Annotated in this window: 31 protein-coding genes; 21 read left to right on the top strand and 10 right to left on the bottom strand. The window is 58.5% G+C overall.

Annotation, left to right across the window (positions count from 1 at the left end; genetic code table 11):
• Window positions 1-105: 105 nt before the first annotated feature.
• A complete protein-coding gene (gene smc, locus KO498_RS08005) occupies window positions 106-3561 on the bottom strand; it encodes a chromosome segregation protein SMC (RefSeq protein ID WP_215959343.1) in 3456 nt (1151 codons plus the stop codon).
• A gap of 125 nt (window positions 3562-3686) precedes the next feature.
• Window positions 3687-4637, bottom strand: a complete 951-nt coding sequence (locus KO498_RS08000) for a glutathione S-transferase family protein (protein ID WP_215959342.1) — start codon at window positions 4635-4637, stop codon at window positions 3687-3689.
• Window positions 4638-4844: 207 nt separating this feature from the next.
• Here KO498_RS08000 and KO498_RS07995 point away from each other — a divergent pair, with 207 nt between their 5' ends.
• The gene (locus tag KO498_RS07995; RefSeq protein ID WP_215959341.1) at window positions 4845-5192 is read left to right on the top strand and encodes a hypothetical protein; all 348 of its coding nucleotides are present in this window, start codon (window positions 4845-4847) and stop codon (window positions 5190-5192) included.
• Window positions 5193-5199: 7 nt separating this feature from the next.
• Here KO498_RS07995 and KO498_RS07990 read toward each other — a convergent pair whose 3' ends face one another.
• On the bottom strand, window positions 5200-6369 hold the full coding sequence (locus tag KO498_RS07990) for a MalY/PatB family protein (RefSeq protein WP_215959440.1): 1170 nt from the start codon (window positions 6367-6369) through the stop codon (window positions 5200-5202).
• Between the two features lie 110 nt (window positions 6370-6479).
• On the opposite strand from KO498_RS07990, the gene def (KO498_RS07985) reads away from it, so the two are divergent.
• Genes def (KO498_RS07985) through KO498_RS07970 form a run of 4 tightly spaced genes read left to right on the top strand, consistent with a single transcriptional unit; the run spans window position 6480 to window position 8637 of the window.
• Window positions 6480-6998, top strand: coding sequence for a peptide deformylase (gene def / locus KO498_RS07985; protein WP_215959340.1), 519 nt, complete (start codon window positions 6480-6482; stop codon window positions 6996-6998).
• Window positions 6995-7486: a peptide deformylase gene (gene def / locus KO498_RS07980; RefSeq protein ID WP_215959339.1), complete on the top strand. Its 492-nt coding sequence runs from the start codon at window positions 6995-6997 to the stop codon at window positions 7484-7486. The genes def (KO498_RS07985) and def (KO498_RS07980) overlap by 4 nt, the downstream gene beginning before the upstream one ends.
• Window positions 7486-8394, top strand: coding sequence for a methionyl-tRNA formyltransferase (gene fmt / locus KO498_RS07975; RefSeq protein ID WP_215959338.1), 909 nt, complete (start codon window positions 7486-7488; stop codon window positions 8392-8394). The genes def (KO498_RS07980) and fmt overlap by 1 nt, the downstream gene beginning before the upstream one ends.
• Window positions 8395-8400: 6 nt before the next feature.
• The gene (locus KO498_RS07970; protein ID WP_215959439.1) at window positions 8401-8637 is read left to right on the top strand and encodes a GlsB/YeaQ/YmgE family stress response membrane protein; all 237 of its coding nucleotides are present in this window, start codon (window positions 8401-8403) and stop codon (window positions 8635-8637) included.
• Here the strand turns inward: KO498_RS07970 and KO498_RS07965 are convergent.
• The 5 genes from KO498_RS07965 to KO498_RS07945 form a co-directional block, all read right to left on the bottom strand.
• Window positions 8634-9254, bottom strand: a complete 621-nt coding sequence (locus KO498_RS07965; RefSeq protein WP_215959337.1) for a trimeric intracellular cation channel family protein — start codon at window positions 9252-9254, stop codon at window positions 8634-8636. The genes KO498_RS07970 and KO498_RS07965 overlap by 4 nt on opposite strands.
• Entirely contained in the window at window positions 9251-9718 is a 468-nt protein-coding gene (rnhA, locus tag KO498_RS07960) for a ribonuclease HI (protein WP_215959336.1), read from the bottom strand. The genes KO498_RS07965 and rnhA overlap by 4 nt, the downstream gene beginning before the upstream one ends.
• Window positions 9711-10313 carry a class I SAM-dependent methyltransferase gene (locus KO498_RS07955; protein WP_215959335.1) on the bottom strand — a complete coding sequence of 201 codons (603 nt, stop codon included), beginning with the start codon at window positions 10311-10313 and terminating at the stop codon, window positions 9711-9713. Before KO498_RS07955 ends, rnhA begins: the two co-directional genes overlap by 8 nt.
• Window positions 10310-11266, bottom strand: coding sequence for a 4-hydroxy-3-methylbut-2-enyl diphosphate reductase (gene ispH / locus KO498_RS07950; protein WP_215959334.1), 957 nt, complete (start codon window positions 11264-11266; stop codon window positions 10310-10312). The genes KO498_RS07955 and ispH overlap by 4 nt, the downstream gene beginning before the upstream one ends.
• A gap of 107 nt (window positions 11267-11373) precedes the next feature.
• The gene (locus KO498_RS07945; protein WP_215959333.1) at window positions 11374-11946 is read right to left on the bottom strand and encodes a LabA-like NYN domain-containing protein; all 573 of its coding nucleotides are present in this window, start codon (window positions 11944-11946) and stop codon (window positions 11374-11376) included.
• Between the two features lie 133 nt (window positions 11947-12079).
• Here KO498_RS07945 and folK point away from each other — a divergent pair, with 133 nt between their 5' ends.
• The 13 genes from folK (at window position 12080) to KO498_RS07880 (ending at window position 23042) form a co-directional block, all read left to right on the top strand.
• Window positions 12080-12649, top strand: coding sequence for a 2-amino-4-hydroxy-6-hydroxymethyldihydropteridine diphosphokinase (folK, locus tag KO498_RS07940; protein WP_215959332.1), 570 nt, complete (start codon window positions 12080-12082; stop codon window positions 12647-12649).
• Between the two features lie 76 nt (window positions 12650-12725).
• A complete protein-coding gene (rpoZ, locus tag KO498_RS07935) occupies window positions 12726-13079 on the top strand; it encodes a DNA-directed RNA polymerase subunit omega (protein ID WP_215959331.1) in 354 nt (117 codons plus the stop codon).
• Between the two features lie 35 nt (window positions 13080-13114).
• Window positions 13115-15280: a RelA/SpoT family protein gene (locus KO498_RS07930; RefSeq protein WP_215959330.1), complete on the top strand. Its 2166-nt coding sequence runs from the start codon at window positions 13115-13117 to the stop codon at window positions 15278-15280.
• Between the two features lie 12 nt (window positions 15281-15292).
• Window positions 15293-15925, top strand: a complete 633-nt coding sequence (locus tag KO498_RS07925; RefSeq protein ID WP_215959329.1) for a DUF2062 domain-containing protein — start codon at window positions 15293-15295, stop codon at window positions 15923-15925.
• A gap of 190 nt (window positions 15926-16115) precedes the next feature.
• Window positions 16116-16868 carry a pyridoxine 5'-phosphate synthase gene (locus KO498_RS07920; protein WP_215959328.1) on the top strand — a complete coding sequence of 251 codons (753 nt, stop codon included), beginning with the start codon at window positions 16116-16118 and terminating at the stop codon, window positions 16866-16868.
• The gene (locus KO498_RS07915) at window positions 16861-17487 is read left to right on the top strand and encodes a LysE family translocator (protein WP_215959327.1); all 627 of its coding nucleotides are present in this window, start codon (window positions 16861-16863) and stop codon (window positions 17485-17487) included. Before KO498_RS07920 ends, KO498_RS07915 begins: the two co-directional genes overlap by 8 nt.
• Window positions 17484-17885 carry a holo-ACP synthase gene (gene acpS / locus KO498_RS07910; RefSeq protein ID WP_215959326.1) on the top strand — a complete coding sequence of 134 codons (402 nt, stop codon included), beginning with the start codon at window positions 17484-17486 and terminating at the stop codon, window positions 17883-17885. The genes KO498_RS07915 and acpS overlap by 4 nt, the downstream gene beginning before the upstream one ends.
• A gap of 51 nt (window positions 17886-17936) precedes the next feature.
• The gene (gene lepB, locus KO498_RS07905) at window positions 17937-18773 is read left to right on the top strand and encodes a signal peptidase I (protein ID WP_215959325.1); all 837 of its coding nucleotides are present in this window, start codon (window positions 17937-17939) and stop codon (window positions 18771-18773) included.
• On the top strand, window positions 18770-19450 hold the full coding sequence (rnc, locus tag KO498_RS07900) for a ribonuclease III (protein ID WP_215959324.1): 681 nt from the start codon (window positions 18770-18772) through the stop codon (window positions 19448-19450). The genes lepB and rnc overlap by 4 nt, the downstream gene beginning before the upstream one ends.
• Entirely contained in the window at window positions 19447-20325 is an 879-nt protein-coding gene (locus KO498_RS07895) for a DMT family transporter (protein WP_354667633.1), read from the top strand. The genes rnc and KO498_RS07895 overlap by 4 nt, the downstream gene beginning before the upstream one ends.
• 55 nt (window positions 20326-20380) lie before the next feature.
• The gene (gene era, locus KO498_RS07890) at window positions 20381-21289 is read left to right on the top strand and encodes a GTPase Era (RefSeq protein WP_215959323.1); all 909 of its coding nucleotides are present in this window, start codon (window positions 20381-20383) and stop codon (window positions 21287-21289) included.
• A complete protein-coding gene (locus tag KO498_RS07885) occupies window positions 21286-21618 on the top strand; it encodes a DUF1491 family protein (RefSeq protein WP_215959322.1) in 333 nt (110 codons plus the stop codon). Before era ends, KO498_RS07885 begins: the two co-directional genes overlap by 4 nt.
• Before the next feature lie 20 nt (window positions 21619-21638).
• A complete protein-coding gene (locus KO498_RS07880; RefSeq protein WP_215959321.1) occupies window positions 21639-23042 on the top strand; it encodes an FAD-binding oxidoreductase in 1404 nt (467 codons plus the stop codon).
• A 75-nt stretch (window positions 23043-23117) separates the two neighbouring features.
• Here KO498_RS07880 and KO498_RS07875 read toward each other — a convergent pair whose 3' ends face one another.
• Window positions 23118-23747 (bottom strand): class I SAM-dependent DNA methyltransferase, encoded by a 630-nt coding sequence (locus KO498_RS07875; RefSeq protein WP_215959320.1) that lies wholly within the window; start codon window positions 23745-23747, stop codon window positions 23118-23120.
• A gap of 38 nt (window positions 23748-23785) precedes the next feature.
• Window positions 23786-24031, bottom strand: a complete 246-nt coding sequence (locus KO498_RS07870) for an accessory factor UbiK family protein (RefSeq protein ID WP_215959319.1) — start codon at window positions 24029-24031, stop codon at window positions 23786-23788.
• A gap of 97 nt (window positions 24032-24128) precedes the next feature.
• Between KO498_RS07870 and lgt the strand changes: the two genes are divergently transcribed.
• From lgt to pgeF, 3 genes are read left to right on the top strand one after another with little or no spacing between them, the layout of a single operon-like run.
• Window positions 24129-25040: a prolipoprotein diacylglyceryl transferase gene (gene lgt / locus KO498_RS07865; protein ID WP_215959437.1), complete on the top strand. Its 912-nt coding sequence runs from the start codon at window positions 24129-24131 to the stop codon at window positions 25038-25040.
• Entirely contained in the window at window positions 25037-26104 is a 1068-nt protein-coding gene (locus KO498_RS07860; protein WP_215959318.1) for a class I SAM-dependent methyltransferase, read from the top strand. The genes lgt and KO498_RS07860 overlap by 4 nt, the downstream gene beginning before the upstream one ends.
• Complete coding sequence (gene pgeF / locus KO498_RS07855; protein ID WP_215959317.1) at window positions 26094-26852, top strand: peptidoglycan editing factor PgeF; 759 nt, start codon at window positions 26094-26096, stop codon at window positions 26850-26852. The genes KO498_RS07860 and pgeF overlap by 11 nt, the downstream gene beginning before the upstream one ends.
• Window positions 26853-26877 lie beyond the last annotated feature (25 nt).

The raw sequence follows: 26877 nt of genomic DNA, 5'->3' as shown, positions 1-26877 counted from the left end.
GCGGTCAATGAAGGCGCAATCTGGGCAGATGTGAGATAATACTGGGGTATTGCCGAGGATCGTTCCGGCTGTGGAAACAGCGAAACAGGTGTTTCAGGGGCAGCCTTAGGCCACCATCGCCTCGGCTTTCTTGAGGTCGACACTGACCAGCTGTGACACGCCTTGTTCTTGCATGGTCACACCGAACAGGCGGTCCATGCGGCTCATGGTGACGGCGTGGTGGGTGATGATCAGGAAGCGCGTGTCGGTGCGGCGGCACATTTCGTCGAGCAGGTCACAAAAGCGGGTGACGTTGGCGTCATCAAGCGGGGCGTCGACTTCGTCAAGCACACAGATCGGCGCGGGGTTGGCGAGGAAGACTGCGAAGATAAGCGCCATAGCTGTGAGGGTCTGTTCGCCGCCCGACAGCAGCGAGAGTGTTGCGAGTTTTTTGCCGGGTGGTTGGCACATGATTTCGAGGCCAGCTTCGAGCGGGTCGTCGCTTTCGACCAGCACGAGGTTTGCGTCGCCGCCGCCGAAGAGGTGACGGAACAGCAGTGTGAAGTTGTTGTTCACTTGCTCAAACGCGGTCAGCAAGCGTTCGCGGCCTTCGCGGTTAAGGCTGTTGATGCCGTTGCGCAAGGTGCGAATCGCTTCTTCGAGGTCTTCCTTCTCGCTCTTGAGGCTGTCGTGCTCTTCAGAAACTTCCTTGGCGTCTTCCTCGGCGCGCAGGTTGACGGCGCCCAAAGCGTCACGTTGGCGTTTGAGGCGGTTGACGTCGTTCTCGATCGCGTCGGAGGCGGGCATTTTCTCCGGATCGGCCTCAAGACTGGCGAGCAGTTCTTCGGGCGATGTTTCGGTTTCTTCCGCGATGCGCTCGGCGGCGTAGGCAACTGTCTCACGCGCGGCATCGGCGCGGGCTTCGGCGCGGGCGCGGGCTTCGCGGGCCTCGGAGGCAAGGCGCTCGGTGTCGCGCTCAAGGTTTGAGGCGGCGCGCTCTGCACTTTCGGCTTCCGAAAGGGCATCGGCGGCTTTGGCGCGGCGCTTGTCGGCATCGGATATCGCGTGGCCGAGTTCTTCGCGCTTGGCGGCGATCTCTTCGGGAGCGGCAGTGGCTTCTTTGAGTTCGACTTCTGAAGCGTCTTTGCGTTCGGCCAGCTCAGAAATGCGCTTGCCCGCGGTTTCAAGCCGGTGGCGCCAGCCGGAAAGCTCTTTGGTGACTTCCTGCGCGCGGCGGGTGCGGGCCTCGCCTTCGCGGCGCAGCTCGTCGTGGGCCGAGCGCTTGGACATCATCATCATCCGCGCGGCTTCGACTGTTACCTTGATGTCTTCAACCTGCGCGCGGGCCTCATCAAGGTTGCCCAGGCCAGCGAGGCCCTTCTCGGCTTCTTGCAGCGATTTGCGCGCTGTCATTGCCTCTTCTTCGTGGCGGCTGACGGCAAGGCGCAGGCTATCAAGGCGGCTTTCGGCCAGTGTGCGGTCGGCTTCGGCGCGGCTCAGGGCGCGGGCGGCTTCGGCGACGGCGGTGTCGGCGGCGCGGCGGGCTTCGCGGGCGGCTTTGTCGGCTTCGGCCTCGCGGGTGAGCTGCTCGGTGAGCACTTGGTGAGCGCGGCGGGCGCCTTCTGCGCGGGCGTTGGCAGCTTCCATCTGCTGCTTAAGCGCTTCAAGGCGGTTGATTTGCTCAAGGCGCAGCGCGGCGGCGCTTGGCGCGTCTTCGGCCCATGCGCGCAGCCCGTCCCAGCGCCAAAGATCGCCCTCAACACTGACAAGACGTTGGCCGGGCTTGAGCTTGGGTTGCAGCGCGGGGGCTTCGTCGGCGTCAACCAGACCGATCTGGGCCATACGACGTGCAAGAACGGCAGGAACATTGACGTGCTCGGAGAGTGGTTTGATGCCTGAAGGCAGCGGATGAGCTTCAGAATAGGCGGGCAAACTGGCCCAGCCTGACGGCCCGTCTTCGCCGACTTCCGGTGCGCGCAGATCGTCGGCCAGCGCCGCGCCGAGGGCTTTTTCGAAACCGGGCTCGACTTGCACTTTGTCGATGATCTGGCCGCCTTCGGCTGTGTCACGCTCGACAAGGCGCGCGAGGGCTGTCGCTTCGGCCGACAAAGCGTTGACCTCGCCTTCGGCTTCACTCAGTTCTGCACGCGCAACCGCTTCGCGGCTTTGGGTGGCAGCGCGGGCGGCTTCTGCGGCAATGAGCGCCTCTTCGGCTTGGGCGGAGGCTGCGTTGGCGGCGGCTTCAGAGCGCTCTGCGGCTTCAAAGTCGGTGGCGGCTTTGGCGAGGGCGGCGCTTGACACTTCGGCGGCGCTGCGTGCTTTTCCGGCTTCCTCGCCTGATCGGGCTTCAGTTTTGCGGCTGTCTTCCACGAGGCGTTGGGCTGACTGGTGACGCGCAGACAGACGCGCGACATCTTCTGTGAGCTCAGAGAGCGCGCTCTCGCGGTCTTGCAGGATTTCAGCCGCTTCATGGCTTGTCTCGGCAGCACTTGTCAGCTTGTCGCCGTGGCCTTCGCTGGCTTTTTTGAGCTCTTCAGCCTCCCATTCAAGCCGCTCGATGGTTTCGCCAGCGTCGCGGTTGAGGGCCTCTTCGCGCTCCATATCGGCGGCGAGCTGCGTGATGCGATTTTGCAGGGTTTCGATGACTTGCAAGGCGCTGCGCTCTTGGTCTTCGAGCGTGTCGCGCTGCACTGTCAGCCGCTGAAGCACGGCGGCGGCGATGGCTTCTTCTTCGCGCAGGGCTGGCAGCGCGTCTTCGCTGGCTTGGCGGGCTTTGGTGCTTTCGCGTGCCGCTGTTTCGGCTTGGCTGGCAAGAACAGTGCGCTCTTTGAGGGTCGCTTGCTCCCCGACCAGGGCCTCGTCGGCTTCCTTCCAACGGCGGTAGAGCAGCAGGCCCTCGGAGCGGCGCAATTCTTCGCCGATTTCACGGTAGCGCGCGGCTTGCCGGGCTTGGCGGGCGAGCTGGGAAAGCTGTGCCGCGAGTTGCTCGATCACGTCATCGACGCGGGCAAGGTTTGTTTCGGCACCTTTCAGTTTCAATTCTGCCTCGTGGCGACGCTGATAGAGGCCGGAAATACCTGCGGCCTCTTCAAGGATGCGGCGGCGGTTTTTGGGCTTGGCGTTGATCAGCTCGGCGATCTGCCCCTGACGCACCAGCGCGGGCGAATGCGCCCCTGTGGAGGCGTCGGCGAAGAGCATCTGCACGTCGCGCGCGCGGGTATCTTTGCCGTTGGCTTTGTAGGCCGAGCCGACATCGCGGGTGATGCGGCGCACGACTTCGAGATTGTCGAAGTCATTGAAGCCCGCAGGCGCGAGGCGGTCGTGGTTGTCGATGTGCAGGCTGACTTCCGCAAAGTTGCGCGCCGGGCGTGTTGCCGCGCCAGCAAAGATCACATCTTCCATACCGCCGCCGCGCATCGCTGTCGGGCGGTTTTCACCCATGACCCAGCGCAGGGCTTCTAGCAGGTTTGACTTGCCGCAGCCATTAGGGCCGACAACGCCTGTCAGGCCGTCCTGAATGATCAGGTCGGTCGGATCAACGAAGCTTTTGAAGCCCTGTAGTCTGAGTTTGTGAAACTGCACGCGTGATTAAGCCTGATTCCGGATTTGAACCAGTTTGGCTTGTAGCTTGCTTGCGAGTCAACGCGCGTGACGCCCTATATGGGGATATCCGCCGAGTTATCCACAAGATATTGCTATATGTCGCGTCAGTTTCCGCGATTGTGCGGCGCTTCATAGTCAAGCACGGGCGGCGTCGGAATGATGCGATTTGGATTTATCGTATCGTGGCTGTAGTGATAGTGCCTGACGATGTGGGGCATATTGACTGTCTCGGCCACGCCTTCGTGCTGGTAAAGCTCGCGGGTGTAGGCCCAGAGGTTCGGGTAGTCGACAAGACGCTTGCGGCTGCATTTGAAGTGCAGGTGATAGACCGGATCAAAGCGGATGAGGGTTGTGAACAGCCGCCAGTCGGCCTCGGTTAGGTGATCGCCCATCAGATAGCGGCTATTTGCGAGGCGCTCTTCCAGCCACTCAAGCGTGTCAAACAGCGGGGTGATGGCGGCGTCATAGGCTTGCTGGCTGGTGGCAAAGCCGCACTTGTAGACGCCGTTGTTGAGCGTGTCATAGATGCGGGTGTTGACCGCTTCGATGGCGTCGCGTTCGGCTTCGGGCCAATAGTCGAGCGTGTTGCCAGTAATGCCGTCGAACGCCGCGTTGAACATGCGGATGATCTCGCTGCTCTCGTTTGACACGATAGTCTCGCGCTCTTTGTCCCACAGTATCGGCACGGTGACGCGGCCCGAGACCTGCGGGTCGGCTTTCAGGTAAATGTCGCGCGCGAAGGGGAGGCCATAGAGCGTGTCGCCGGTTGCGCCGTGCGCGTCGCGCTCGAATGTCCAGCCTTCAGAAAGCATGTCGGGGTGAACAACCGAGACAGAGATGTGCTCTGTCAGCCCCTTGAGGGCGCGGAAGATGAGCGTGCGGTGCGCCCATGGGCAGGCGTAGGACACATAGAGATGATAGCGGCCCGAAGCTGCGGGGAAGTCTCCCTCGCCTATCCAGTTGCGAAAGCCGGCAGTGCTGCGCTTGAAGGCGCCGCCTGTTGCTTTGGTGTCATACCATGTGTCATGCCACACGCCGTTTACGAGCTGCCCCATTGGTGCTGTCCTTTGTCTGTTGAGTGCAGGTTAAGCGACGATGCTGCCGAAAAATACGCCTAGTAGCGCGCAGAAGCCCTGCACAAATGCACATACGAGAGTCACTGGAAGGCAACAGATCATGCTGTTGAGCAACAATCTGCTGCATTGTTACTTGTTGTTCATATCTGATGTGCAAGGCTGTAAATCTGCTACGGGGAGACTGCCATGAACGACTATCTTTCACCGGAAATCGAAGCTGCGTTGAAGGCGGCACGCAAACAAGCGATGCGCAATTCAAGCCGCCTGCGGGTGCTGGTTGATGACAACAGCTATGCGATCAACCGGATGTGGAACGAGGGCTTTGCGCTTGATCTGGAAGATGCGCCGCATTTGCGAGGTTTGGTTGATGTTTACGATGGCGCCAAGCACTTGATGCAGTGTTTGATTATTGCCTCTGACGCACAGGCCGGCGAGATGCTTTATGAATTCAAGCGCGCCACGGCTGCGGTTGACAGCGCACCGCTTGACTACGTGCGCGCTGCCGATGCTCCGGTTGCTTTGCTAGGCTCTTAGGAAGGCCTTACTGCAAATCCCCAAAAGCTTGCTTCATTCGCTCGACCGCTTCCTCAACCAGCGCTCGTGGTGTCGCGAGGTTAAAGCGCATGTAGTTTTCGCCGCCTGTGCCAAACGTCGGGCCGTGATTGGCGGCGATCCTGGCGGTTTTCTCGACACGCTGGGTGTATTCTTCGGGGCTCATGCCCGTGTCTTCAAAACTAACCCACGCAAGGTAGGTGCTTTCAAGGTTCATTGATTTGAGGCCGGGTATGCTGTTGATGCCTGCGTCAAACAGCTTTCTGTTGCCGTCCATGTAAGCGACCATTTCGTCAACCCATGCTGCGCCTTCGGGCGAGTATGCCGCCTCGGCCATGTGGAGACCGAAAGAGTTTGCCGACAGGCCAAGCGCAGCCATGCGCGTCTCGAACTCGCCGCGCAGTTTTTCGTCGGCGATGATCACATTGCCAGAATGACTACCCGCGATGTTGAAGGTCTTGGTTGTCGCCGTCATCATCACCAAGCGATCAGAGATGTTGTCCAACAGGGCAAACGCGGTGTGCGTCTGGTCGGGCATCACGATATCATGGTGAATCTCGTCTGACACCAAGATGAGGTCATGTTTGCGAGCAAAGTCAGCGACTTGCTCAAGCTCGTCACGGCTCCAGACGCGGCCACCGGGGTTGTGTGGTGAGCAAAACACCAAGAGCTTCTCGCTGCCATCGAGGATGTCATCGTAACTGTCAAAATCCAACTCGTAGCGACCGTTGTTCACCACCATCGGGCATTCGACAACGCGACGGTTGTTGGCTTTGATCACCTTTGCGAAAGAGTGGTAAACGGGTGTGAACAGCACGACGCCATCACCCGGCTCTGTCCATGTATCAACGCACATCGCGGTGCCATTGACCAAGCCATGCGTGGTGAAGATTGCGGCGGGATCAACCTCCCAGTTGTGGCGGGTTTTCATCCACCAGCAGATCGCGGCGCGGTAGCTCGCGTCGCCGGCGTAGTAACCGTAGACTCCGTGATCGAGCATTTCTTGCAGCTTGTTTTGCACACAGGTGGGCGGGCGGAAATCCATATCGGCGACCCACATCGCGATGCCGCCATCCGCAGGCACACCGTAGAGCGGCTCCATTGCGTCCCATTTGGCGGAATGCGTTCCTTTGCGGTCAATGATCTCGTCAAAATTCACTGAGTCTGTCATGGCTATGCCCCTCGTTGATTTGAGCAAGACGCTACCGGATTACACGCGAGGCGCAAGGCCATGTTGCACCGCGCTGCAACCTGCCCTAAATGGAGCCTATGAAAATGCCTATTCTTCTGCACCCCGACCCGCGGCTCAAAAAGCTATGCGCCCCTGTTGACGACTTGTCAGACAGTTTGCGCGTGCTGGCTGATGACATGTTAGAAACCATGTATGACGCGCCCGGCGTTGGCCTTGCTGCGCCGCAAGTCGGCCAGCTTGTGCGCCTGTTTGTGCTTGATTGCATTAAGGAAGAAGGCGAAGAGGCGCGACCGATGGTGATGTTTAACCCCGAGATTGTCGCCGCGTCGGAAGAGATGAATGTCTACGAGGAAGGCTGCCTGTCGATCCCCGAGCATTACGCCGAGGTGAAGCGCCCCAAGGTTGTTGATGTGCGCTGGCTTGACCGTGACGGCCGCGAGCAGACCGACACGTTTGACGGGCTGTGGGCGACGTGTTTTCAGCACGAGCTTGATCACCTCAACGGCAAGCTGTTCATTGATCATATCGGCGCGATGAAGCGGCAGATGATCACCCGCAAGATGCAAAAACTCAAGCGTGAGCAAGCGCGGGCATGACCGCGAGAACTTGCATTCCTTGGCCAGACAAGCGCCTGCGCAGCAAGGCCGAAACTGTTTCCGAGATCACCGATGAAGTGCGCGAGATCTGGGCTGATATGGTTGACACAATGGAGGCCATGCCCGGTGTCGGGCTTGCGGCTGTGCAGATCGGTGTGATGCTGCGGCTGGCGGTTGTTGACGCCTCCGAGGGCCGCGGCGAAGCGGTGCTAATGGCCAACCCCGAGATCGTCGATGCGAGCGCCATATTGCGTGAACATGAGGAAGCGAGCCCTAACTTGCCCGGCGTTTCAGCGAAGGTGAAGCGGCCACGCGGGGTGAGCGTGCGGTTTATCAACGCCGAGGGCGCCGAAGAACAGCGCGAGTTTGTCGGACTTTGGGCAACTTCTGTGCAGCACCAGATAGATCATCTGAACGGAAAAATGTATTTTGACAGGCTCAGCAAAGTGAAACGCGACATGCTACTGCGCAAGGCGAGGAAGGCCTGATGCGTGTTGTGTTCATGGGGTCTCCCGAGTTTTCGGTTCCGGTGCTTGAGGCATTGGTCGCGGCGGGGCACGAAATCGCGGCTGTCTATTGCCAACCCCCCCGCCCTGCAGGCCGCGGCAAGAAAGAGCGGCCTACACCGGTGCATGCGCGCGCGCTTGAGCTTGGATTTGAGGTGCGGCATCCGGTGTCTTTGCGCTCGGATGAGGCTTTGGCAGAGTTCGCCAGCTTTGAGGCCGAGGTCGCGGTTGTGGTCGCTTACGGGTTGATTTTGCCACAGGCGGTATTGGATACGCCTACGTATGGCTGCTTGAACATCCACGCCTCTTTGCTGCCGCGCTGGCGCGGTGCGGCGCCCATTCACCGCGCCATCATGGCTGGTGATGCAGAGACGGGTGTGTGCATCATGCAGATGGAAGCAGGGCTTGATACCGGGCCGGTGCTCTTACGGGAAGCTGTCGCGATTGGCTCGAAAGAGACGACCGCCGAGTTGCATGACAGGCTCGCGGCACTTGGCGCCGGAGCAATCGTTAAAGCGCTGTCAAAGATAGATAATTTAACAGCAGAGGTGCAAGCTGAAGAGGGTGTTACCTATGCAGCCAAGATCGACAAAGCCGAGGCGCGGGTTGACTGGAGCCAGACAGCAGAGGTTGTTGACCGGCAGATTCGCGGGCTCTCACCCTTCCCCGGCGCGTGGACTGAGCTTGACGGCGTGCGGGTAAAACTGCTGGCCTCACGGCTTGCCGAGGGTAGCGGCGAAGCAGGTGAAGTCATCAATACGCTGCCGTATGTTTCTTGCGGCAAGGGTGCTGTGCAACTGCTCAGGCTGCAAAATGCTGGCAGTCGCGCTCAGGATGCCGAAGACTTTATGAGGGGCACACCCCTACCGCTTGGCACTAAATTCTGTTAAGGAGGCATCATGGTTATCTGGCTTATCATCATCGGCGCAGCGGCGGGCTTTCTGGCGACAAAACTGATGCGCATCGAAGCCGATCTGGTCACCACGATGGCGATCGGCATTGGCGGCGCGCTTATAGGCGGGCTGATCCTTGGTGTGCTTGTCAGGGTCTTTGGCATGCTCTCGGGGCTTGTCGGTGCCGTGCTTGGGGCGATGCTGTTGATCTGGCTTTGGCAGACCTACATCAAACGTTAGCGTGGCGGGCGAGCTTTGTAGACAGGCAAGCGCCAGCCGAAGGTGATAGACCCTGCCCGCAAGACGAATGTGCTGAGCACGCTACTGCCGTAAATCACCAGCGATGATGAACTGAAGTAGGCGACGACAAGCGCCATTGCTGCACCGCCCAGCGCGGCAGAGACGTAAAGCTCGCCCTGACGCAGCACCATCGGGACTTCATTGGCGACAACATCACGCATGAGGCCGCCAAATGTGCCTGTCATCACCCCCATCATAAGCACAACGGGCCAACCAAACCGGAGCTCAAGCGCCACGCCAACACCTGCCGCAACAGCCACACCGAGCGCCATAGCATCGAGCCAGAGGAGCAATCGCGCACGGCTTTCAAAGCGGTGTGCGGTGAAAAAAATCAGTATGGCAGCGAGGCAGGCGATGCCGATATGCTCGGGATTGGCGACCCAGAAAACCGGATCACGATCAAGCATGAGATCACGCAGGGTGCCGCCACCGACGGCTGTTAGCGATGCCAAGAAGGCAAAGCCGATGATGTCGAGTTGAGCCCGAGAGGCTGCAAGCGCACCTGTAAGCGCAAAGATAAAGACCGAGGCATAATCAAGCAAGGAGAGCGCACTCATGCGGGGCTTTTCTTCGGCTTGAAGGGCTCCATTCCGGCGCGGGCGAGTTCATCAGCGCGCTCGTTCTCGGCATGGCCCGCGTGGCCTTTGATCCACTTCCAAGTGACGTTGTGGCGCTCTTGGGCGGCGTCGATACGCTGCCAGAGGTCAACGTTTTTGACCGGCTTTTTGTTGGAGGTTTTCCAACCGTTGCGCTTCCAGCCAAAGATCCAGCCCGTGACGCCGTTTTTGACATAGGCGCTGTCGGTCACGACTGTGAGGCTGGAAGGTTTCTCTAGCGTTTCCAAAGCGTTGATCGCCGCTAGAAGCTCCATTCGGTTGTTGGTTGTGTCGGCCTCACCGCCCTGCAAGCAGCGCTCTTTCAGCACCTTGTCGCCCTCTTTGGCGAGCAGCAAAACGCCCCACCCACCAGGGCCGGGATTGCCGGAGCATGCTCCGTCGGTATAGGCAAATAGTTCAGGCATGTGATCGCACCAGAATGAAGGGATCAACAGAGCCAGAAAGCCCCCTGCCCCTGCCTTTTTGGGTTAGATAGGGCGTGAAGCCCGCGTCTTGCAAAAGCTGCATAAGTTCGTCTTCCGTGACATAGGTGTATTGGCGGCCGATGGTGTCGCGCGCGGCGCCGTCGCCGAGCTTCATTCCTATATGGAACACGCCTGCGGGCTTGAGCACGCGTTTGATGCGCGCGAGATGCGCAGGTAGGTCTTCGCGTGGAGCGTGCAGGAGTGAGAAGCTTGCCCATACGCCATCGTATGCTTCGTTCGCGTCGAGGTCTTCAAAGTAGGCTTGCCACGCGTTCACGCCTGTGTGCTGCGCGGCGAGCGTGACCATTTCGGCAGAGCCGTCAAACGCATCAACCTTGCAGCCACGTCTTACCATTTCTGCTGCGAAGTGGCCGGGGCCGCAACCAAAGTCGAGAACATGGGAATTTGCAGGTAAGTCAGCGACAAAAGCGACAAGGCTTTCGTGGTCGGATTTGTTGACTGTTAAACCTGCATACTCGGATGCTTTGGCGTTGTAGACAGCAAGCGTTTCATCCCGATCTTTTGTGTCGCTCATGCTGGCATTCTCAGAACGCGGGGCACTTTGAATTCAACGTTTTCCTGTGCGGTTTCGACCAGTTCGGTCGTTACTGTGTAGCGCTCGGCGAAGGCCGCGATCACCTCTTCGACCAGCACCTCGGGGGCCGAGGCTCCGGCAGACAGGCCGACGGATTTGATCCCCTCAAGGGCGCGCCAGTCGATCTCGGTTGCGCGGCCGACGAGCTGGGAATAGGCACATCCGCCCTTGGCTGCAACTTCAACCAAACGGCGGGAGTTTGACGAGTTGGGCGCACCTACGACCAGCAGCGCGTCAACCTTGCCAGCGATGGCCTTGACGGCGGCTTGGCGGTTGGTTGTGGCGTAGCAGATGTCTTCTTTGTGGGGGCCGACGATGGCGGGGAAGCGGGCCTGAAGCGCGCTAACAATGCCTGCTGTGTCGTCAACCGAAAGCGTGGTTTGGGTGACGAAAGCGAGCTTGTTGGGGTCGCGGACAGCGACCTGCGCCACATCGTCCTCGGTTTCGACGAGCAGCACTTCGCCGTCGGGCAGCTGCCCCATTGTTCCGACAGTTTCAGGGTGCCCTGTGTGGCCGATCATGATGATTTGCAAGCCAGCGGCGGCGTGGCGCTCGGCCTCGATATGCACTTTGGAAACCAACGGGCATGTTGCATCAACATAGACCATCTCGCGGCGCGCGGCCTCAGCTGGCACGGCCTTAGGAACGCCGTGAGCCGAGAAGATAACGGGGCGATCATCGGGGCAGTCTTCAAGCTCTTCGACAAACACTGCCCCCTTGGCACGCAGGTCGTCGACGACAAACTTGTTGTGCACAATTTCGTGCCGCACAAACACCGGCGCGCCCCATTTTTCGATCGCCATTTCGACGATCTTGATGGCGCGATCGACACCTGCACAAAAGCCGCGCGGTGCGGCGAGGTAGATTGTGAGAGGTGGTTTTGATTGCAACATTTGAGCGCTCCTGTAGCTCTGAGCTAAGCGATGCATCTCGGCAGGTCTAGACCTTAGGCAAAAAAAGGCGCGGCTGGTGAGTGAAGCCTGCCGCGCCTGTTGTTGGGTTAGTCTTGGGTCTCAAAGCTGGTGTCGCTTCGCGCGACAGGCTCGCGGTGAGGCCTGCCTATGACGTCACGCAGCTCTTCAAGCTCGATGAAATTGTCAGCCTGGCGGCGCAATTCGTCGGCGATCATCGGAGGTTGGCTACGGATGGTAGACACCACAGATACGCGAACGCCCTGTCGCTGAAGGCTTTCGACAAGGGGGCGAAAATCACCGTCGCCGGAGAAGATCACGATGTGATCAACCCGCGGAGCGAGTTCCATCGCATCAACGGCAAGCTCGATATCCATATTGCCTTTGACCTTACGGCGGCCCATCGAGTCGGTGAACTCTTTGGCAGGTTTGGTCACCATGTTGAAGCCATTGTAATGCAGCCAGTCAACCAGCGGGCGGATCGGTGAGTATTCCTCGTTTTCGAGAAGTGCTGTGTAATAAAATGCGCGTAGCAATTTGCCACGGCGCATAAACTCGCTGCGAAGTAACTTGTAATCGATATCAAAACCAAGCGCCTTGGCGGCGGCATAGAGGTTTGATCCATCGATAAAGAGCGCTAATCGCTCGTCTTTATAAAACATAATTGTTCTTCCTTCATTGCCAGTCTCTTAATTGTCCTTATTGAGTGGTTCGGACGGCGAGACCGAGGCGCAGGCTTAGAGGCACGCAATTTTGTGATCAAGTATCGTTTTGTGGCAATGACAGGATAGTGTTTTGAATACGAGACAGCAAATTCACTTCATCGCGCTCGGCGCGAACTTGCCGTTTGGCAAAGCCAAACCTCAACAAGTGTTGCACTTAGCCTTGGAGGCCTTGGCAGAATCAGGGATGGAGATTGTCGCGAAAAGCCGGTTTTACGCGACGCCCTGTTTCCCTGCCGGGGCCGGGCCGGACTATGTTAACGCTGCGGCAGTTTTGCAAAGCGATATGGGCCCGGAGGCCATGCTGGAAAAGTTGCACAGCGTTGAAACGCAGTTTGGGCGCGAGCGCTTGCAACGTTGGGGCACACGCAGTCTTGATCTTGATTTGTTGGCCACAGGCGAGAGCGTTCTGCCCGACGAGGCCACCTTCAAAAGCTGGCTAGATCTTTCACTTGATGCGCAAAAGACAGTGGCGCCGGAGGGGCTCGTTTTACCACATCCGCGGATGCATGAGCGCGCTTTTGTGCTGGTTCCTCTAGCCGAAATAGCACCCGACTGGCGGCATCCGGTTCTGAACAGGAGCGTGTTGCAAATGTTGGCGGATTTGCCGGCGCGTGAAAAACAAGCCGTCAAAGCGCTTTAAAGGGCTTTTACACCTTGTCATTTGGGCAATTGCGGCATAAATAGCCAGCTTCACGAGATTGATCTGGAGTGTCCCCATGGCCCGCGTCACAGTAGAAGATTGCGTAGACAAAGTTCCCAACCGCTTTGAGCTTGTTATGCTTGCTGCCCACCGTGCACGCGAGATTTCGGCTGGTGGTGCTGTGACTGTCGAACGCGACAACGACAAAAACCCTGTTGTCTCACTGCGCGAAATTGCTGACGAAACGCAATCGGCTGATGATCTGCGCGAGCGTCTGATCGAAAGCAACCAGAGCCAGATCGAAGTTGACGAGCCTGAAGACGACGCCATGGCGTTGCTTATGGGCGCTGAAGCAGACAAGCCTGCTGACGACGATATGTCAGAAGAGCAGCTGCTGCGTCAGCTTATGGAAGCCCAAGGCCAAGGCTGATTTTACTGGGCTGAACGTAACAAAGGTTCAAGCGGATGATCCCTGTTGATGAGCTGATAGGTCTCGTCCGCGCCTATAACCCCAAGTCTGATGAAGCTCTTTTGCGGGCAGCATATGAGTTTGGCAGAGACGCCCATGAAGGGCAGTTTCGCCATTCGGGCGAGCCGTATTTCTCGCACCCTGTGCAGGTTGCGATGATTCTCTCCGAACAGCGGCTTGACGATTCAGCCATCATCACCGCGCTTTTGCATGACACCATCGAAGACACCGGCGCTTCATATGAGAGTGTAGCCGAGCAGTTTGGCAGCGAGATCGCTGATCTGGTTGATGGCGTGACCAAGCTGACAAACCTGCAACTCAGCTCGACAGAAACCAAACAGGCCGAGAACTTTCGCAAGCTGTTTATTGCCATGTCGCGTGACCTGCGGGTGATTCTGGTGAAGCTGGCTGACCGTTTGCACAACATGCGCACCATCAAAGCCATGCGCCCTGACAAGCAGGCGCAGAAAGCCCGCGAGACGATGGATATCTATGCGCCGCTGGCCGGGCGTATGGGCATGCACTGGATGCGCGAAGAGCTTGAAGACCTCGCCTTTAAGGTGCTCAACCCCGAAGGGCGCGCCAGCATCATGCGGCGGTTTATCACCCTGCAAAACGAGGCCGATGACGTGATCGGGCGGATCACCACCGATATGCGCCTTGAGCTGCAAAATGCCGAGATCGAAGCGAAGATCATCGGGCGCGCCAAGAAGCCCTACTCTATCTGGCGCAAGATGCAGGAGAAGGAACTCGCCTTTTCGCGGCTGTCAGATATCTACGGTTTTCGCATTGTCGCGGCCAATGAAGCTGATTGCTATCGCATTCTGGGGGTTATCCATCAACGTTGGCGGGCCGTTCCCGGGCGGTTCAAGGACTATATCAGCCAGCCGAAGACAAACGGCTACCGCTCGCTGCACACCACGGTGTCGGGGCGTGACGGCAAGCGTGTTGAAGTGCAGATACGCACCGAGCAAATGCATGACGTGGCCGAAAGCGGCGTGGCGGCGCATTGGTCATATCGCGAGGGCGTGCGCGCCGAAAACCCGTTTGCGGTTGATCCGGTCAAGTGGATATCGGGGCTGACCGAGCAATTTGACGATGACGATGATCACGACGCTTTTCTGGAAGCCGTGAAACTTGAGATGTATTCGGATCAGGTGTTTTGCTTCTCGCCCAAGGGTGATGTTATCAAGCTGCCGCGCGGCGCAACGCCGCTTGATTTTGCCTATGCTATCCACACCCGCATAGGCCATGCCTGCGTTGGTGCCAAGATCGACCACATGCGCGTGCCTTTGTGGACACGGGTGCGCAACGGGCAGTCGATCGAGATTATCACAGCCGAAGGCCAGATGCCGCAGCCAACATGGCTTGAGATCGCGGTGACGGGCAAGGCCAAGACGGCCATCAGGCGGGCGCTTCGGGAGGTTGACCGCGAGCGCTACATCAAGCTTGGTCGCGAGATCGCCCGCGCCGCCTTTGAACATGTTGGCAAGAAAGCCACCGACAAGGTCTTGGAAACCTCGGCGCGAAACCTCGGCATAGAAGAGAGTGACGAATTGCTGGCGCGGCTTGGCAGTGCCGAGATCGTTGCGCGCACGGTTGTGCAAGCGGTCTACCCTGATCTGGTTGACGACAAGCCCGATATGACAGCCCCTGCGGGCACGGTCATCGGCCTCGCTGCCGACCAGCACTTTGACCGCGCGCCCTGCTGCCAGCCGTTGCCCGGTGAGCGGATTGTCGGCATCACATTCCGCGGCAAGGGCGTTGTCGTGCATGCTATCAACTGCGAAAACATGGGGCTGTTTGAAGAACAACCCGACCGCTGGATTGACCTGCAATGGCAAGCGGGCAAGCATCCGGCTGTTTACCCGGTAACGCTTGAATTGACGATCGGCAACGATGCCGGCGTGCTCGGAAGGATCTGCACTCTGATTGGTGAACAGAAGGCCAATATCTCGGATATGAAGTTTCTCGATAGGAAACCAGACTTTTACAAACTAATGGTAGATGTTGACCTTAGTGATGCAGAACATCTTCATGCGGTGATTTCTGCTCTCAACGCAGAGAATGATGTTGCAGCGTCCGAGCGGGTGAGTGACCCTTCGCGCATGCAAAGCAGTAAGGCCGACTCAGAGACAGGCGGCGACGGAACAGAAAGTTGAGGCAGGCAGAGTTTGGTTTTTAAGCGGCGCGATAAGAGGCCTTGGTGGAAGGTGATTGTCGACTTTATCTACCCGAAGGGCGGATGGAGGCGCGCGTTTCAATATGTGCAGCACCGGCTGCACCGCCTGCCCGACCCGCCACACAAGATATCGCGCGGGATATGGGCCGGCGTGTTCACCACCTTCACACCGTTTTACGGGCTGCATTTTTTCATCGCGGCGGGGATTGCCTTTGTTATGCAAGGCAACATTATTGCCGCGCTTTTGGCAACGTTCTTTGGCAACCCGCTGACTTACATTCCGATCGCTGTCGTGGCTTTGAAGACGGGGCACTGGCTGCTTGGCACCGAGTTTGAAGAGGCCGATCAGCGGTTGGGTGAGAAGTTCTCTGGTGCTGGTGCTGACCTTTGGCACAATTTCAAGGCAATGTTCACTTCGGACGTCGCGGACTGGCACGGGCTGTCTGTGTTTTTTGACGAGGTGTTCTACCCCTATATGATTGGTGGCATTTTGCCGGGAATTCTAACGGCTTCGATCTGCTATTACCTCGCGGTTCCCTTGATCCGGTTCTATCAGAACCGCCGCAAAGGGCGAATTAAGGAAAAATTGCAAAGCTTGCGAAAGAAGAAAACAGAAGATCATTGAGGGCCAGTGGTGCTGGTGAAAGCCCTGTCGAATTTTGCTTTGCAAAATCCGACTCGCTGAGGGGGCCAGCCCCCTCAGACACCCCCGGGATACTTGACCCAAGAAAATGAGTTGGTGTTGGTTGGGGCTTGCGGGCGGATTTGATCAAATTACTCTGTGAGCATACGAATCGTTTTCTTTGGAGACCGTTATGACCGATCAGAACAAGTTGCGACTTGGTGTGAATATTGACCATGTGGCAACCGTCAGGAATGCTCGCGGCAGTGCTTATCCGGACCCTGTGAGGGCGGCGAAGTTAGCTGAAGGCGCAGGAGCGGACGGGATAACCGCGCATTTGCGCGAAGACCGGCGCCATATACGTGACGGAGATATTGACGGGTTGATGGCCGCTTTGAGCACACCTTTGAATTTTGAGATGGCGGCGACCGACGAGATGCAGGCGATAGCGCTCAAGCACCGTCCGCATGCTGTGTGTATCGTGCCGGAAAAGCGCGAAGAGCGGACTACCGAAGGCGGGCTTGATGTCGCGGGGGATGACAACCGTTTGGCTGGCTTTGTTGCCAAATTACGCGAGGCTGGTTGTCGTGTTTCACTGTTTATCGGCCATGAGGAGGCGCAGATTCGGGCTTCAGCCCGGATCGGGGCACAGGTTATCGAGCTGCACACAGGTGCTTACTGCGACTATCACTACGAGGGCGACTATGCCGCGCGCGATGCCGAGCTTGAGGCTTTGAAGGCTGGCGCGGCGCTGGCGCATTCGCTTGGGCTTGAAGTGCACGCGGGGCATGGGCTGACCTATGAGACAGTTGCGCCGATTGCCGCGATGCCCGAGGTGCGCGAGCTTAACATCGGGCATTTCCTGATGGCGGAAGCGCTGTTTGTTGGCATGAAACCTGCAATTGCCGAGATGCGGCGCTTGATGGATGAGGCGCGTGATGGGTGAAGCCGGTTTTCTACTGCCCATCAGTGTTGTTTTGCTCGGCTGGGTGCTGGCAGGGGGTAGCCCCGGCCCTGCAACTTTGAGCATTTCCGGCACTGCGATGTCTGAGGGGCGCGTTTCAGCTTTGCTGGTCGCGGCGGGCATTGTGGTTGGCTCGGCGACTTGGGGCATCGCGGCGGCGCTCGGCTTTTCAGCGGTGATGATGGCCAATGCTTGGCTGTTTGAAATGCTGCGTTATGCGGGCGCGGCTTACCTGCTTTACTTGGCAGTGAAATCTCTACGTTCAGCTTGGACTGGCGGCGCTGTGAAGCCTGTTGCTGCCAGTAAGAAAGCGTTGTTCAGGCGCGGGCTTTTGCTGCATTTGACCAACCCGAAAGCTATTCTGTCATGGGGTGCGATTTACGCGATAGTGCTCGCGCCCGATGCTGGCGCGGGCCAAGTCTGGCAGTTGTTTGGCATCCTGATCTGCGCGTCGATGCTGGTGTTCTTCGGCTATGCTGTGCTGTTCTCGTTTGCTCCGGTCGCGCGCGCCTATGCGAAAAGCCGCCGTTGGTTTGAGCTTGGCTTTGGGGTATTGTTCGGTGCTGCGAGCCTCAAGATACTGACGGTGAAGCTCACATGATTTTGGGCGTCGGCACCGACTTGGCGAACATCGAGCGGATCGCCGCCACGCTTGAGCGCTTTGGCGACAGGTTTCGCAACCGCGTTTTCACCGAGATCGAGCAAGCCAAAGCCGAGCGGAGGCTTGACACGCCGGGCACTTACGCCAAGCGTTGGGCGGCCAAGGAGGCTTGCTCGAAGGCACTCGGCACCGGCCTGCGCATGGGCATTGCCTGGAAGGATATGCGGGTGAGCAACCTGCGCACAGGCCAGCCTGTGATGGAAGTGACGGGGTGGGCCAAGGAGCGTCTGGACGAGATGACGCCCGCTGGCCATGAGGCGATTATTCATGTGACCTTGACCGACGATCACCCTTGGGCGCAGGCCTTTGTGGTGATCGAGGCGCGGCCTAACGCTTGACACCAATGCACCTGCCTATCATGTAGCTGTGAGCAGCAAGGAAAGTCGCGCATGAGCACCGAAGAGAAAAAACCAAACGGCATTTGGGAAACCATCAAAACCATATTCTGGGCTTTGCTCATTGCGGGCGTGTTTCGCTCGGTGTTCTTTCAGCCGTTCTGGATCCCTTCCGGCTCGATGAAAGACACGCTTTTGATCGGCGACTTTCTGTTCGTGAACAAGATGGCCTATGGCTATTCCTACGCTTCTTGCCCGAGCGTGCGCATTCCGGCTGTCGGGCTGAACGTTGATGCGGAAGACCTCTGCGGGTTTATGAAGGGCGATAATGCACGCGTCTGGGGCGGTGAGCCCGAGATGGGCGATGTCGTGGTGTTCCGGCATCCTGTGAACGGTACCGACTATATCAAGCGGCTGATTGGCCTGCCCGGTGACACCGTGCAAGTTACTGAGGGTGTTTTGCAGATAAACGGCAAGCCGGTAACCCTTGAAGACGGCGGCAGCTTTGATGAGATTTTTGCTCTGCAAGGCCCACAAGGTATGCGCCCGCGTTGTGAGAACGGGGCCGTTGGCGAAGGCGCCACTTGCAAAAAGTCGCGCCAATACGAGACGCTGCCTAACGGCCGCCGGCACAGTGTTTTGAACATCACCAACCAGCCCTCTGACAACACGCCGGTTTATACCGTGCCTGCCGGGCACTACTTTTTCATGGGTGACAACCGCGACAACTCGACCGACAGCCGCTTTGACCAACTTGTTGGCGGTGTCGGATTTGTTCCCTACGAGAACCTGATCGGCCGCGCTGACCGTATCGTGTTCTCCTCGGCCGGCCGCCGTATGCTCTATTTCTGGACATGGCGCGGCGATCGCTTTTTCAAGCGGGTTGAGTGAAGCTCTCGGCTGACACCAAAGCCTTTGAGGCGCGCATCGGGTATTCTTTCAAGCGGCCCGAGCTATTGTTGCGCGCGCTGACGCATCCTTCGGTTTCGTCCCCAACACGGCCTGACAACCAGCGGCTCGAGTTTTTGGGGGACCGCGTGCTTGGTCTTGTGATTGCCGAGGCCCTTATGGCCGACGACAAAGCCGCCAAGGAAGGCCAGCTTGCGCCGCGTTACAACGCTTTGGTGCGCAAGGAAACCTGCGCCGATGTGGCGCGGGAGATCGACATTGGTGCGGTGCTCAAGCTAGGGCGCTCGGAGATGATGTCAGGCGGGCGGCGCAAGACGGCGCTTTTGGGCGATGCGATGGAAGCGGTGATTGCGGCGGTGCATCTTGACGGCGGATTCGAGGCCGCGCGGGCGTTCATCCTGCAGTTCTGGGCGAGCAGGATAGCGAGCGTCGAGAGTGACGCGCGCGACCCCAAGACCGCGCTGCAAGAGTGGGCGCAGGCCCGCAAACAAACCCCGCCAAAATATGTTGAGACGGCCCGCTCCGGCCCTGACCATGCGCCTGTGTTTACCATCGAGGCGCAGCTTGCCAGTGGCGAGACAGCCCAAGCAACGGCCCCCTCAAAACGCCACGCCGAGCAAGCCGCGGCCCGTGAGTTGCTTGAGCGCGTTGGTGGGTGAGACAGGCTGACAACAAGCTTGGCGCTGGCCTTATGGTCGCGTCTATGGCAGGGTTTGCTCTGGAGGATGTGTTCTTCAAGTCAGCCACGCAAACCGCACAGGTTGGCCCCTCTCTGATCACTTTCGGTGCTCTCGGGCTGCTGCTCTTTGCAGGCTATTCCTTGCTGCGCCAAGAGGCGGTGTTTCACTCTGCAGTTTTTCACCGTTCACAGCTTATCCGCTCGGCCTTTGAGTTGATGGGGCGGTTGTTTTACGGCCTCGCGCTTGCCTATGCGCCCTTGGCCAGCACCTCGGCGATTTTGCAAGCCACACCGATTGTCGTGACCATCGGCGCGGTATTTGTGTTTGGTGAGGTTGTTGGTTGGCGGCGTTGGGCGGCCATGTTTGTTGGCCTTGTCGGGGTGCTCATAATCCTGCGGCCAGGCATAGGTGGCTTTGAGTTGACCTCGCTGTTTGCGGTGCTCGGAATGCTTGGCTTTGCAGGGCGTGACTTGGCCACGCGCGCGAGCCCTGCGAGCATGACCATGGCACAACTTGGCACCTTAGGCTTTTCTGTGCTGGTGCTTGCTGGCGCCATTTTGACGATACTTGAAGGCGTTCCGCCTGCCCTGCCTGCAGGCGTGCCATTGCTCAAGCTGATCGCGGCCGCCTTAGTTGGTGTTTTTGCTTACAGCGCCCTCAATGCGGCGATGCGTGTGGGTGATGTCGGCTTTGTTGCGCCGTTCCGCTACACGCGACTTGTGTTTGCGCTTATCCTTGCGGTGACGCTCTTTGGCGAGCGGCCCGATGGCTTTGTGCTGCTCGGGGCTGTCGTGATCGTGGCGGCCGGGCTGTATAGCTTTCTGCGTGATCGCGCCCTCAAAAGCCCGCACTAGCGGCCAGCGCTTAAACGCGCTAGAAGCGCCACAACAGCTTTTGGAGCAAGACACAATGACAAAACGCGCGGGCTTTGTCGCCCTGATTGGCGAGCCGAATGCGGGCAAATCGACGCTGACCAACCGTATGGTTGGTGCCAAGGTAAGCATCGTGACACATAAGGTTCAGACAACGCGAGCACGCATTCGCGGTGTGGCGATCGAGGGCGACTCGCAGTTGGTGTTTGTTGACACACCCGGCCTGTTTGCACCCAAGCGGCGGCTTGACCGCGCTATGGTAGCCGCAGCATGGGGCGGCGCGGCGGATGCGGACATCGTTGTGTTGCTCATTGAGGCGCACCGTGGCGTGACCGAGGGTGTTGAGAGCATTATTGCCAGCCTGACAGCCTTTGAGGGCAAGCAGCGCGTGGCGCTGGCGATCAACAAGATCGACAAGGTGAAGAGCGATGTGCTGCTGGCACTCACCGAGGACATGAACGCGCGCTACCCGTTCGAGCAGACCTTTATGATCTCGGCCGAGCGCGCACACGGCGTCCCTGCCCTGCGCGAGTGGCTGGCTGCCGAAGTGCCGGAAGGGCCGTGGCTTTACCCCGAAGACCAGATTGCTGATTTGCCAATGCGGATGATTGCCGCCGAGATGACACGCGAGAAGCTGACCCTGAGGCTGCACCAGGAACTGCCTTACCAGATGACTGTCGAGACAGAGAACTGGGAAGAACGTAAAGACGGCTCCTGCAAGATTGACCAGATGATTTACGTCGTGCGCGACGGGCATAAAGGTATTGTGCTTGGCAAAGGTGGCGAAACGATCAAGTCGGTTTCCAAGGCTTCGCGCGAAGAACTCGAAGAGTTCCTGGGCCGTAAAGTTCACCTTTTTCTCAAGGTTAAAGTGCGGCCCGGCTGGCTTGATGATGCCGAGCGCTACCAAGAGATGGGCCTGAATTTCAAGGACGGCAACGCTTGAGCAGACTGACCGCTGAATTCTGGGTTTCGGCCTATATTGCGCGTCTGCGACTGCAAGACATCCCTGCCTTTGTGGTTCAACATGGCGATGACACCGCGGGCGTGGTGTTTGTGAAACTCAACACGCTCGACGGGCAAGCACAAGTGTTCCAACGCAGTTTTGACCTGATGAGTGATACACGCCATTGGGCCGTTCTGGCCGAGGGCGCCGAACGCGAGGTTGATGAGGCACTGGCGAGGCAAAAGCGCTCTGACCCTGACTTGTGGATTATCGAAGTTGAAGACCGCGACGGGCGGCATTTGCTTGATGAGCCAGGGTTGTCGGACTAGGCTTTCTGCAAGGAGGCCTCATGCTCGACAAACTTGCTCAGATCGTTGGTGACAAACAGGTGCTCGAGGGCGCTGACATGGAGCGGTATAGCCGCGACTTTCCCGGTGACTTCAGCTGGACACCCTTAGCCGTTGTGCGGCCCGCCAACACCGCTGAAGTCTCCGATATCGTCAAGCTCGCGAATGCCACGGGCACAACCGTCGTGCCAGTGTCGGGCAACACCGGCCTCGCGGCAGGGGCCATTGCCGAAGGCGCGATCATGATCTCGCTAGAGCGCATGAATGCCATTCGCGAAGTGCGCGCCGAGGCCAAGATCGCGGTGGTCGAGGCTGGCGTGATCCTCGCCAACCTGCGTGGTGCGGTTGAGGAACAAGGCCTCATATTCCCCCTCACCTTCGGGGCGCAAGGCTCGGCGATGATTGGTGGCAATCTGTCAACAAATGCAGGCGGCTCCAACGTTGTGCGCTATGGCAACACCCGCGATCTATGCCTTGGGCTTGAGGTTGTGCTGCCGACAGGTGAAGTGATGGATATCATGAGCGAGCTGCACAAAGACAACTCGGGCTATAACCTCAAACATCTGATGATCGGCGCTGAGGGCACGCTCGGCATCATCACCGCCGCTGTGCTCAAGCTGTTTCCCAAACCGCGCGCCTATGCAACGGCGATGATTGCAACTGACAGTCTGACAAGTGCCTTAGCCCTGCTCGGGCAGTTGCAAGCGGCCACGGGCGGTGCTGTCGAAGCGTTTGAATACATGCCGCAAATCTATATTGAAACGCATATGAAAGCCACGCAAGCGCGAGCACCGTTTGAAGAAATGCACGCGGTGAACATACTTGTCGAAGTCGGCGCAACGGCTGCACGCGATGCCGCCGAACAAGACGATGGCCGCGCTATGATCAGCCACACGCTCGAAGACACACTTGCTACGTTGTTCGAAGATGGTGTGATCCTCGACGCTGTCGTGGCCCAAAACGAAGCCCAGCGCCGCGAGATGTGGGAGCGCCGCGAGGCTGCCGCTGAGATTATTTTTGCACAGGCTCCGATCATCAACAACGACATTGCGGTGCCGGTTGATAAGGTCGAAAGCTTCATCAACATGGCTGATCAGCGCATCAAAGAAGCTGACAGCGAGGCTTACCCACTGATCGTTGCGCACCTTGGTGACGGCAACGTGCATTACGCCGTAAAAGCACCGAACCACTCGGCAGATGTGAAAGCGCAAATTGTCGAGATCGTGGAAGACTGCGTGCTCGCACATGGCGGCAGCTTTTCGGCCGAGCACGGTATCGGAACTTACAAGCTCCCCTCAATGGCAAGGCGCAAAAATCCCGCAGCTTTGGCTGCGATGCGGGCGATCAAAGCGGCACTTGATCCTAACAATATCATGAACCCTGGAAAGGTCGTTCCGCCCGAATAGGCAGACACCAATCCGAGGATGTCGCCGCAGGCTTAAAGACGAGATGTTGAGCGCGCCCTATGGCGCACTATTTGGTCAGGCCTTGTAAAACAGGGCGATGTTGCCGCGGTCGTCGGCGTGCTCATGCTTTGCTTCTGCGCCGTAGATCTGCACAGGCACCAACTCAAAATCGTGGATTTTCCCGACAAGGCTGTCAAACTTAGAACGAAACCCTGCTGCTTCCCAATGCGCTTCGCTGATTGAAATTGCGATCAGAGCGCCTGTCGCCGCGATTCTCAGAACTTCATCCAGAGCCTCCGGCCCGACGTGGCCCGTGGTGAAGGTTCCCGAGGAGACAACAGCATTGTAGGCTCCGTCATTCACCGGCAGTCGCTTTGTCATGTCGCCGGTGAACAGCCGTTGATAGACATCTTTTTGCGCGGCTTTATCGAGCATTTCCTGGCTGATATCTGTGCCATCCACCGGGCCAAGCCCAAGCGCGCTCAGGGCCAAACCGACAAGCCCTGTGCCAGCACCGATGTCCAGGATCGGCCCGTTCGGCGAACGCGCAGCCAAGGCTTCGGCGACATGTTCGGGCAAGCGGTAGGCAAGCTCGTCTGCAAAACCTGTGTCATAGCTTTCGGCCCAGGCGCCGTAGAGACGCTTGCTGTCTTCAGGAGTTTTGAGCGCATAGGCTGCGTTCAGGTCGTCGTCGCCATCTGTCATGGCTCTACTGAACTTTGAGCAGAGCCATCTGGCAAGTGTTATTTCTTTTTGGCTTCAATTGCGTCAAGCCGCGCTGCCAAGCTGGCATTTTCTTCGCGGGCTTTCTGAGCCATAGCGCGAACAGCATCAAACTCCTCGCGGGTGACAAAGTCCCGGTCCGCGAGCCAGCGATCAACCAGTGATTTCATCGCAGTTTCCGCTTCTGTCTTCGCTCCCTGTGCCACGCCCATCGCGTTGGTCATCAGCTGGGAAATGTCGTCGAGCACTTTGTTACGTGTTTGCATGTTTCACTCCGGCGTTTTGCTTTCTTCCTATATGGGGTAGTGCAGCGCAATCCTCAAGGTTGACGTCAGTTTCTTCCAGATGCACACAGGTTTAATGATGCAAGCAATGATCCCCTTCCCCGAGATTTCACCCGAGATTTTCACTCTGCCTATCGCTGGGTTCGAGTTCTCGCTGCGCTGGTATGCATTGGCCTATATCGTCGGCATTATCATTGCGTGGCGCGTCAGCCTGCGGGCGGTGGCGACTGCGCGGCTTTGGGCCGGTGATGCGCCTTGCACCAAAGACCAGCTCGAAGACCTGCTCACTTGGATCATCCTTGGCATCATCATCGGCGGACGGCTGGGGTTTGTTTTGTTTTACGAGCCTGCTTACTACTTCGCCAACCCGAGCCAGATCTTGCAAGTTTGGCAGGGCGGCATGGCCTTTCATGGCGGTTTTCTCGGCGTTGTCGTGGCCTCGTGGATATGGACGGTGCGCAACGGAGTCTCCAAGATCGGCGCTGCGGATACCATCGCCCTTGGTGTGCCTTGGGGCCTGATGCTTGGACGGCTGGCAAACTTTATCAACGCCGAGCTTTGGGGCCGACCAACGGATGTGCCATGGGCGATGAAGTTTCCGACAATGTGCCGCGACACCATGCTGCAAGGCTGTGAACCTGTCGGTGACTGGTTTTACACCGGCAATGAGCTGCTGCGCCATCCCTCGCAGCTTTACCAAGCCGCGCTTGAGGGGGCTTTGCTTGGCCTCGTTCTGCTGTGGTTGGCCTACAAACGCGATGCGCTGAAAAAGCCGGGTTTGATCCTTGGCGTATTTGTTTTTGGTTACGGCGCGGCGCGCTTTGTGGTCGAGCATTTTCGCGAGGCCGATGCGCAGTTTATCACACCCGAGAACCCGCTTGGGCATGTGCTGCGGTTGGGTGAGTTTGGTGTCTCGATGGGGCAACTTCTTTCGCTGCCGATGGTGGCTGTTGGCCTCGGCTTTATCCTTTACGCGCGGCGGCGCGGGTGAACCCGCTTGAGGCCATCATCACCCGTCAGATAGCCGCGACGGGGCCGCTCACCTTGGCGGACTATATGTCGATCTGCCTGCAACACGCCGAACATGGCTATTACACCACCCGTGACCCTTTGGGCACGGCAGGTGACTTCACCACAGCGCCTGAGATCAGCCAGATGTTTGGTGAACTTCTCGGCCTCTCGCTGGCTCAGACATGGCTGGAGGCAGGATCGCCCGAGCGCTTCACTCTCGCAGAGCTTGGGCCCGGGCGCGGCACGCTTATGGCTGACCTTCTGCGCGCCACACGCGGTGTTGCGGGGTTTCACAGTGCTGCCGAGGTGCTGATGGTTGAAAGCTCGCCCGTGTTGAGCGCCCGCCAACAAGAGGCGCTGCTGCCGCATCGGGCGACTTGGAGCAGCCAGCTTGATCTGACAGGGCAGCCGTTGTTTCTCATTGCCAACGAGTTCTTTGATGCGCTGCCCGTGCGGCAGTTCATCCGTGATGGTGATAACTGGCGCGAGCGGGTTATCGGGCTAGAAGGTGACAGCTTGGCCTTCGGGCTGACCGAGGTAAGTGACTATAGCTTTCTGACGCATCGTCTGGCCGACACGCAGGACGGCGACATTGTCGAGCATTCTGCCCCGTCGCAAGCCATTGCTGCGCAGATCGGCCAGCACATCGCGCGGCACGGCGGTGTGGCACTGCTGGTTGACTACGGCGACTGGCGCTCAAAGGGTGACACGTTTCAGGCGCTCAAGGCACACGAGAAAGTTAGCCCGCTGCACAACGCAGGTGCAGCAGACTTGACTGCACATGTCGACTTTGAGGCGCTTGCGCTGGCCGCCTCTCCTGCCGCTTCAAGCGCGCTGACACCGCAAGGCGTATTCCTCGAACGTCTGGGTATCACCCAAAGGGCGCAGGCCTTGGCCAGCAAGCTCAGTGGTGCGGCGCTGGAAAGCCACATTGCGGCACATCGGCGCTTGACGCACCCCGAAGAAATGGGGACGCTCTTTAAAGTGATGGCACTTTACCAAAGCGGCGCAACACCGCCTGCGGGGCTCAACCATGGCACTTGAAATTCTTACCGATGACAGTTTGGCGCCGTTAAAACACGGGTTCTTCACTCGCAAGGGCGGTGCCTCGTCTGGCATCTATGCGGGGCTCAACTGCGGGCATGGCTCGTCAGATCTGACCAGCGCGGTGACGATCAACCGCGCGCGCGTTGCAGCGGCGCTTGATCTGACACCCGAAGTGCTTGTCTCTGTGCATCAGGTGCATTCGCCGGATGTTGTGCACGTTACTTCGCCGATCGCAGAGAAGCCCATGGCCGATGCAATGGTGACAGCTCAAGCCGGCTTGGGCCTCGCGATTTTGACAGCCGATTGCCAGCCGGTGCTGTTTGCCGACCACGATGCAGGTGTGATCGGTGCTGCACATGCGGGATGGAAAGGCGCGCAAGGCGGTGTTCTGGAAGCCACAGTTGATGCAATGGAAGCGCTGGGCGCAAAGGCCGCAAACATCTCGGCCGTGATCGGGCCGTGCATTTCGCAGCGTTCCTATGAAGTCGGGCAGGAATTTGTGGAGAGGTTCTTGGATGAAGACCTCGACAACAACCGTTTTTTCATCAGCGGACGCGATGAGGGCAAATATTTGTTTGATTTGGCGGGTTTTGGCCTGTCACGCCTGCGCGCACGCGGTGTCGGCAACACCAGCTGGACAGGTCATTGCACCTATGAAGACGCGGCGCGCTTTTACTCGTACCGCCGCACAACGCACAACAAAGAGCAAGACTACGGCCGCCTGATCGCGGTTATTCGCCTGTAAGCTAATTTTGAAACAATCGGCTCAA

This window comes from Lentibacter algarum, assembly GCF_018860975.1.
Lineage (GTDB): Bacteria > Pseudomonadota > Alphaproteobacteria > Rhodobacterales > Rhodobacteraceae > Lentibacter > Lentibacter algarum_A.
Note: the sequence above shows the minus strand (reverse complement) of the source record. Positions and strands in the feature narration are given on the sequence as shown.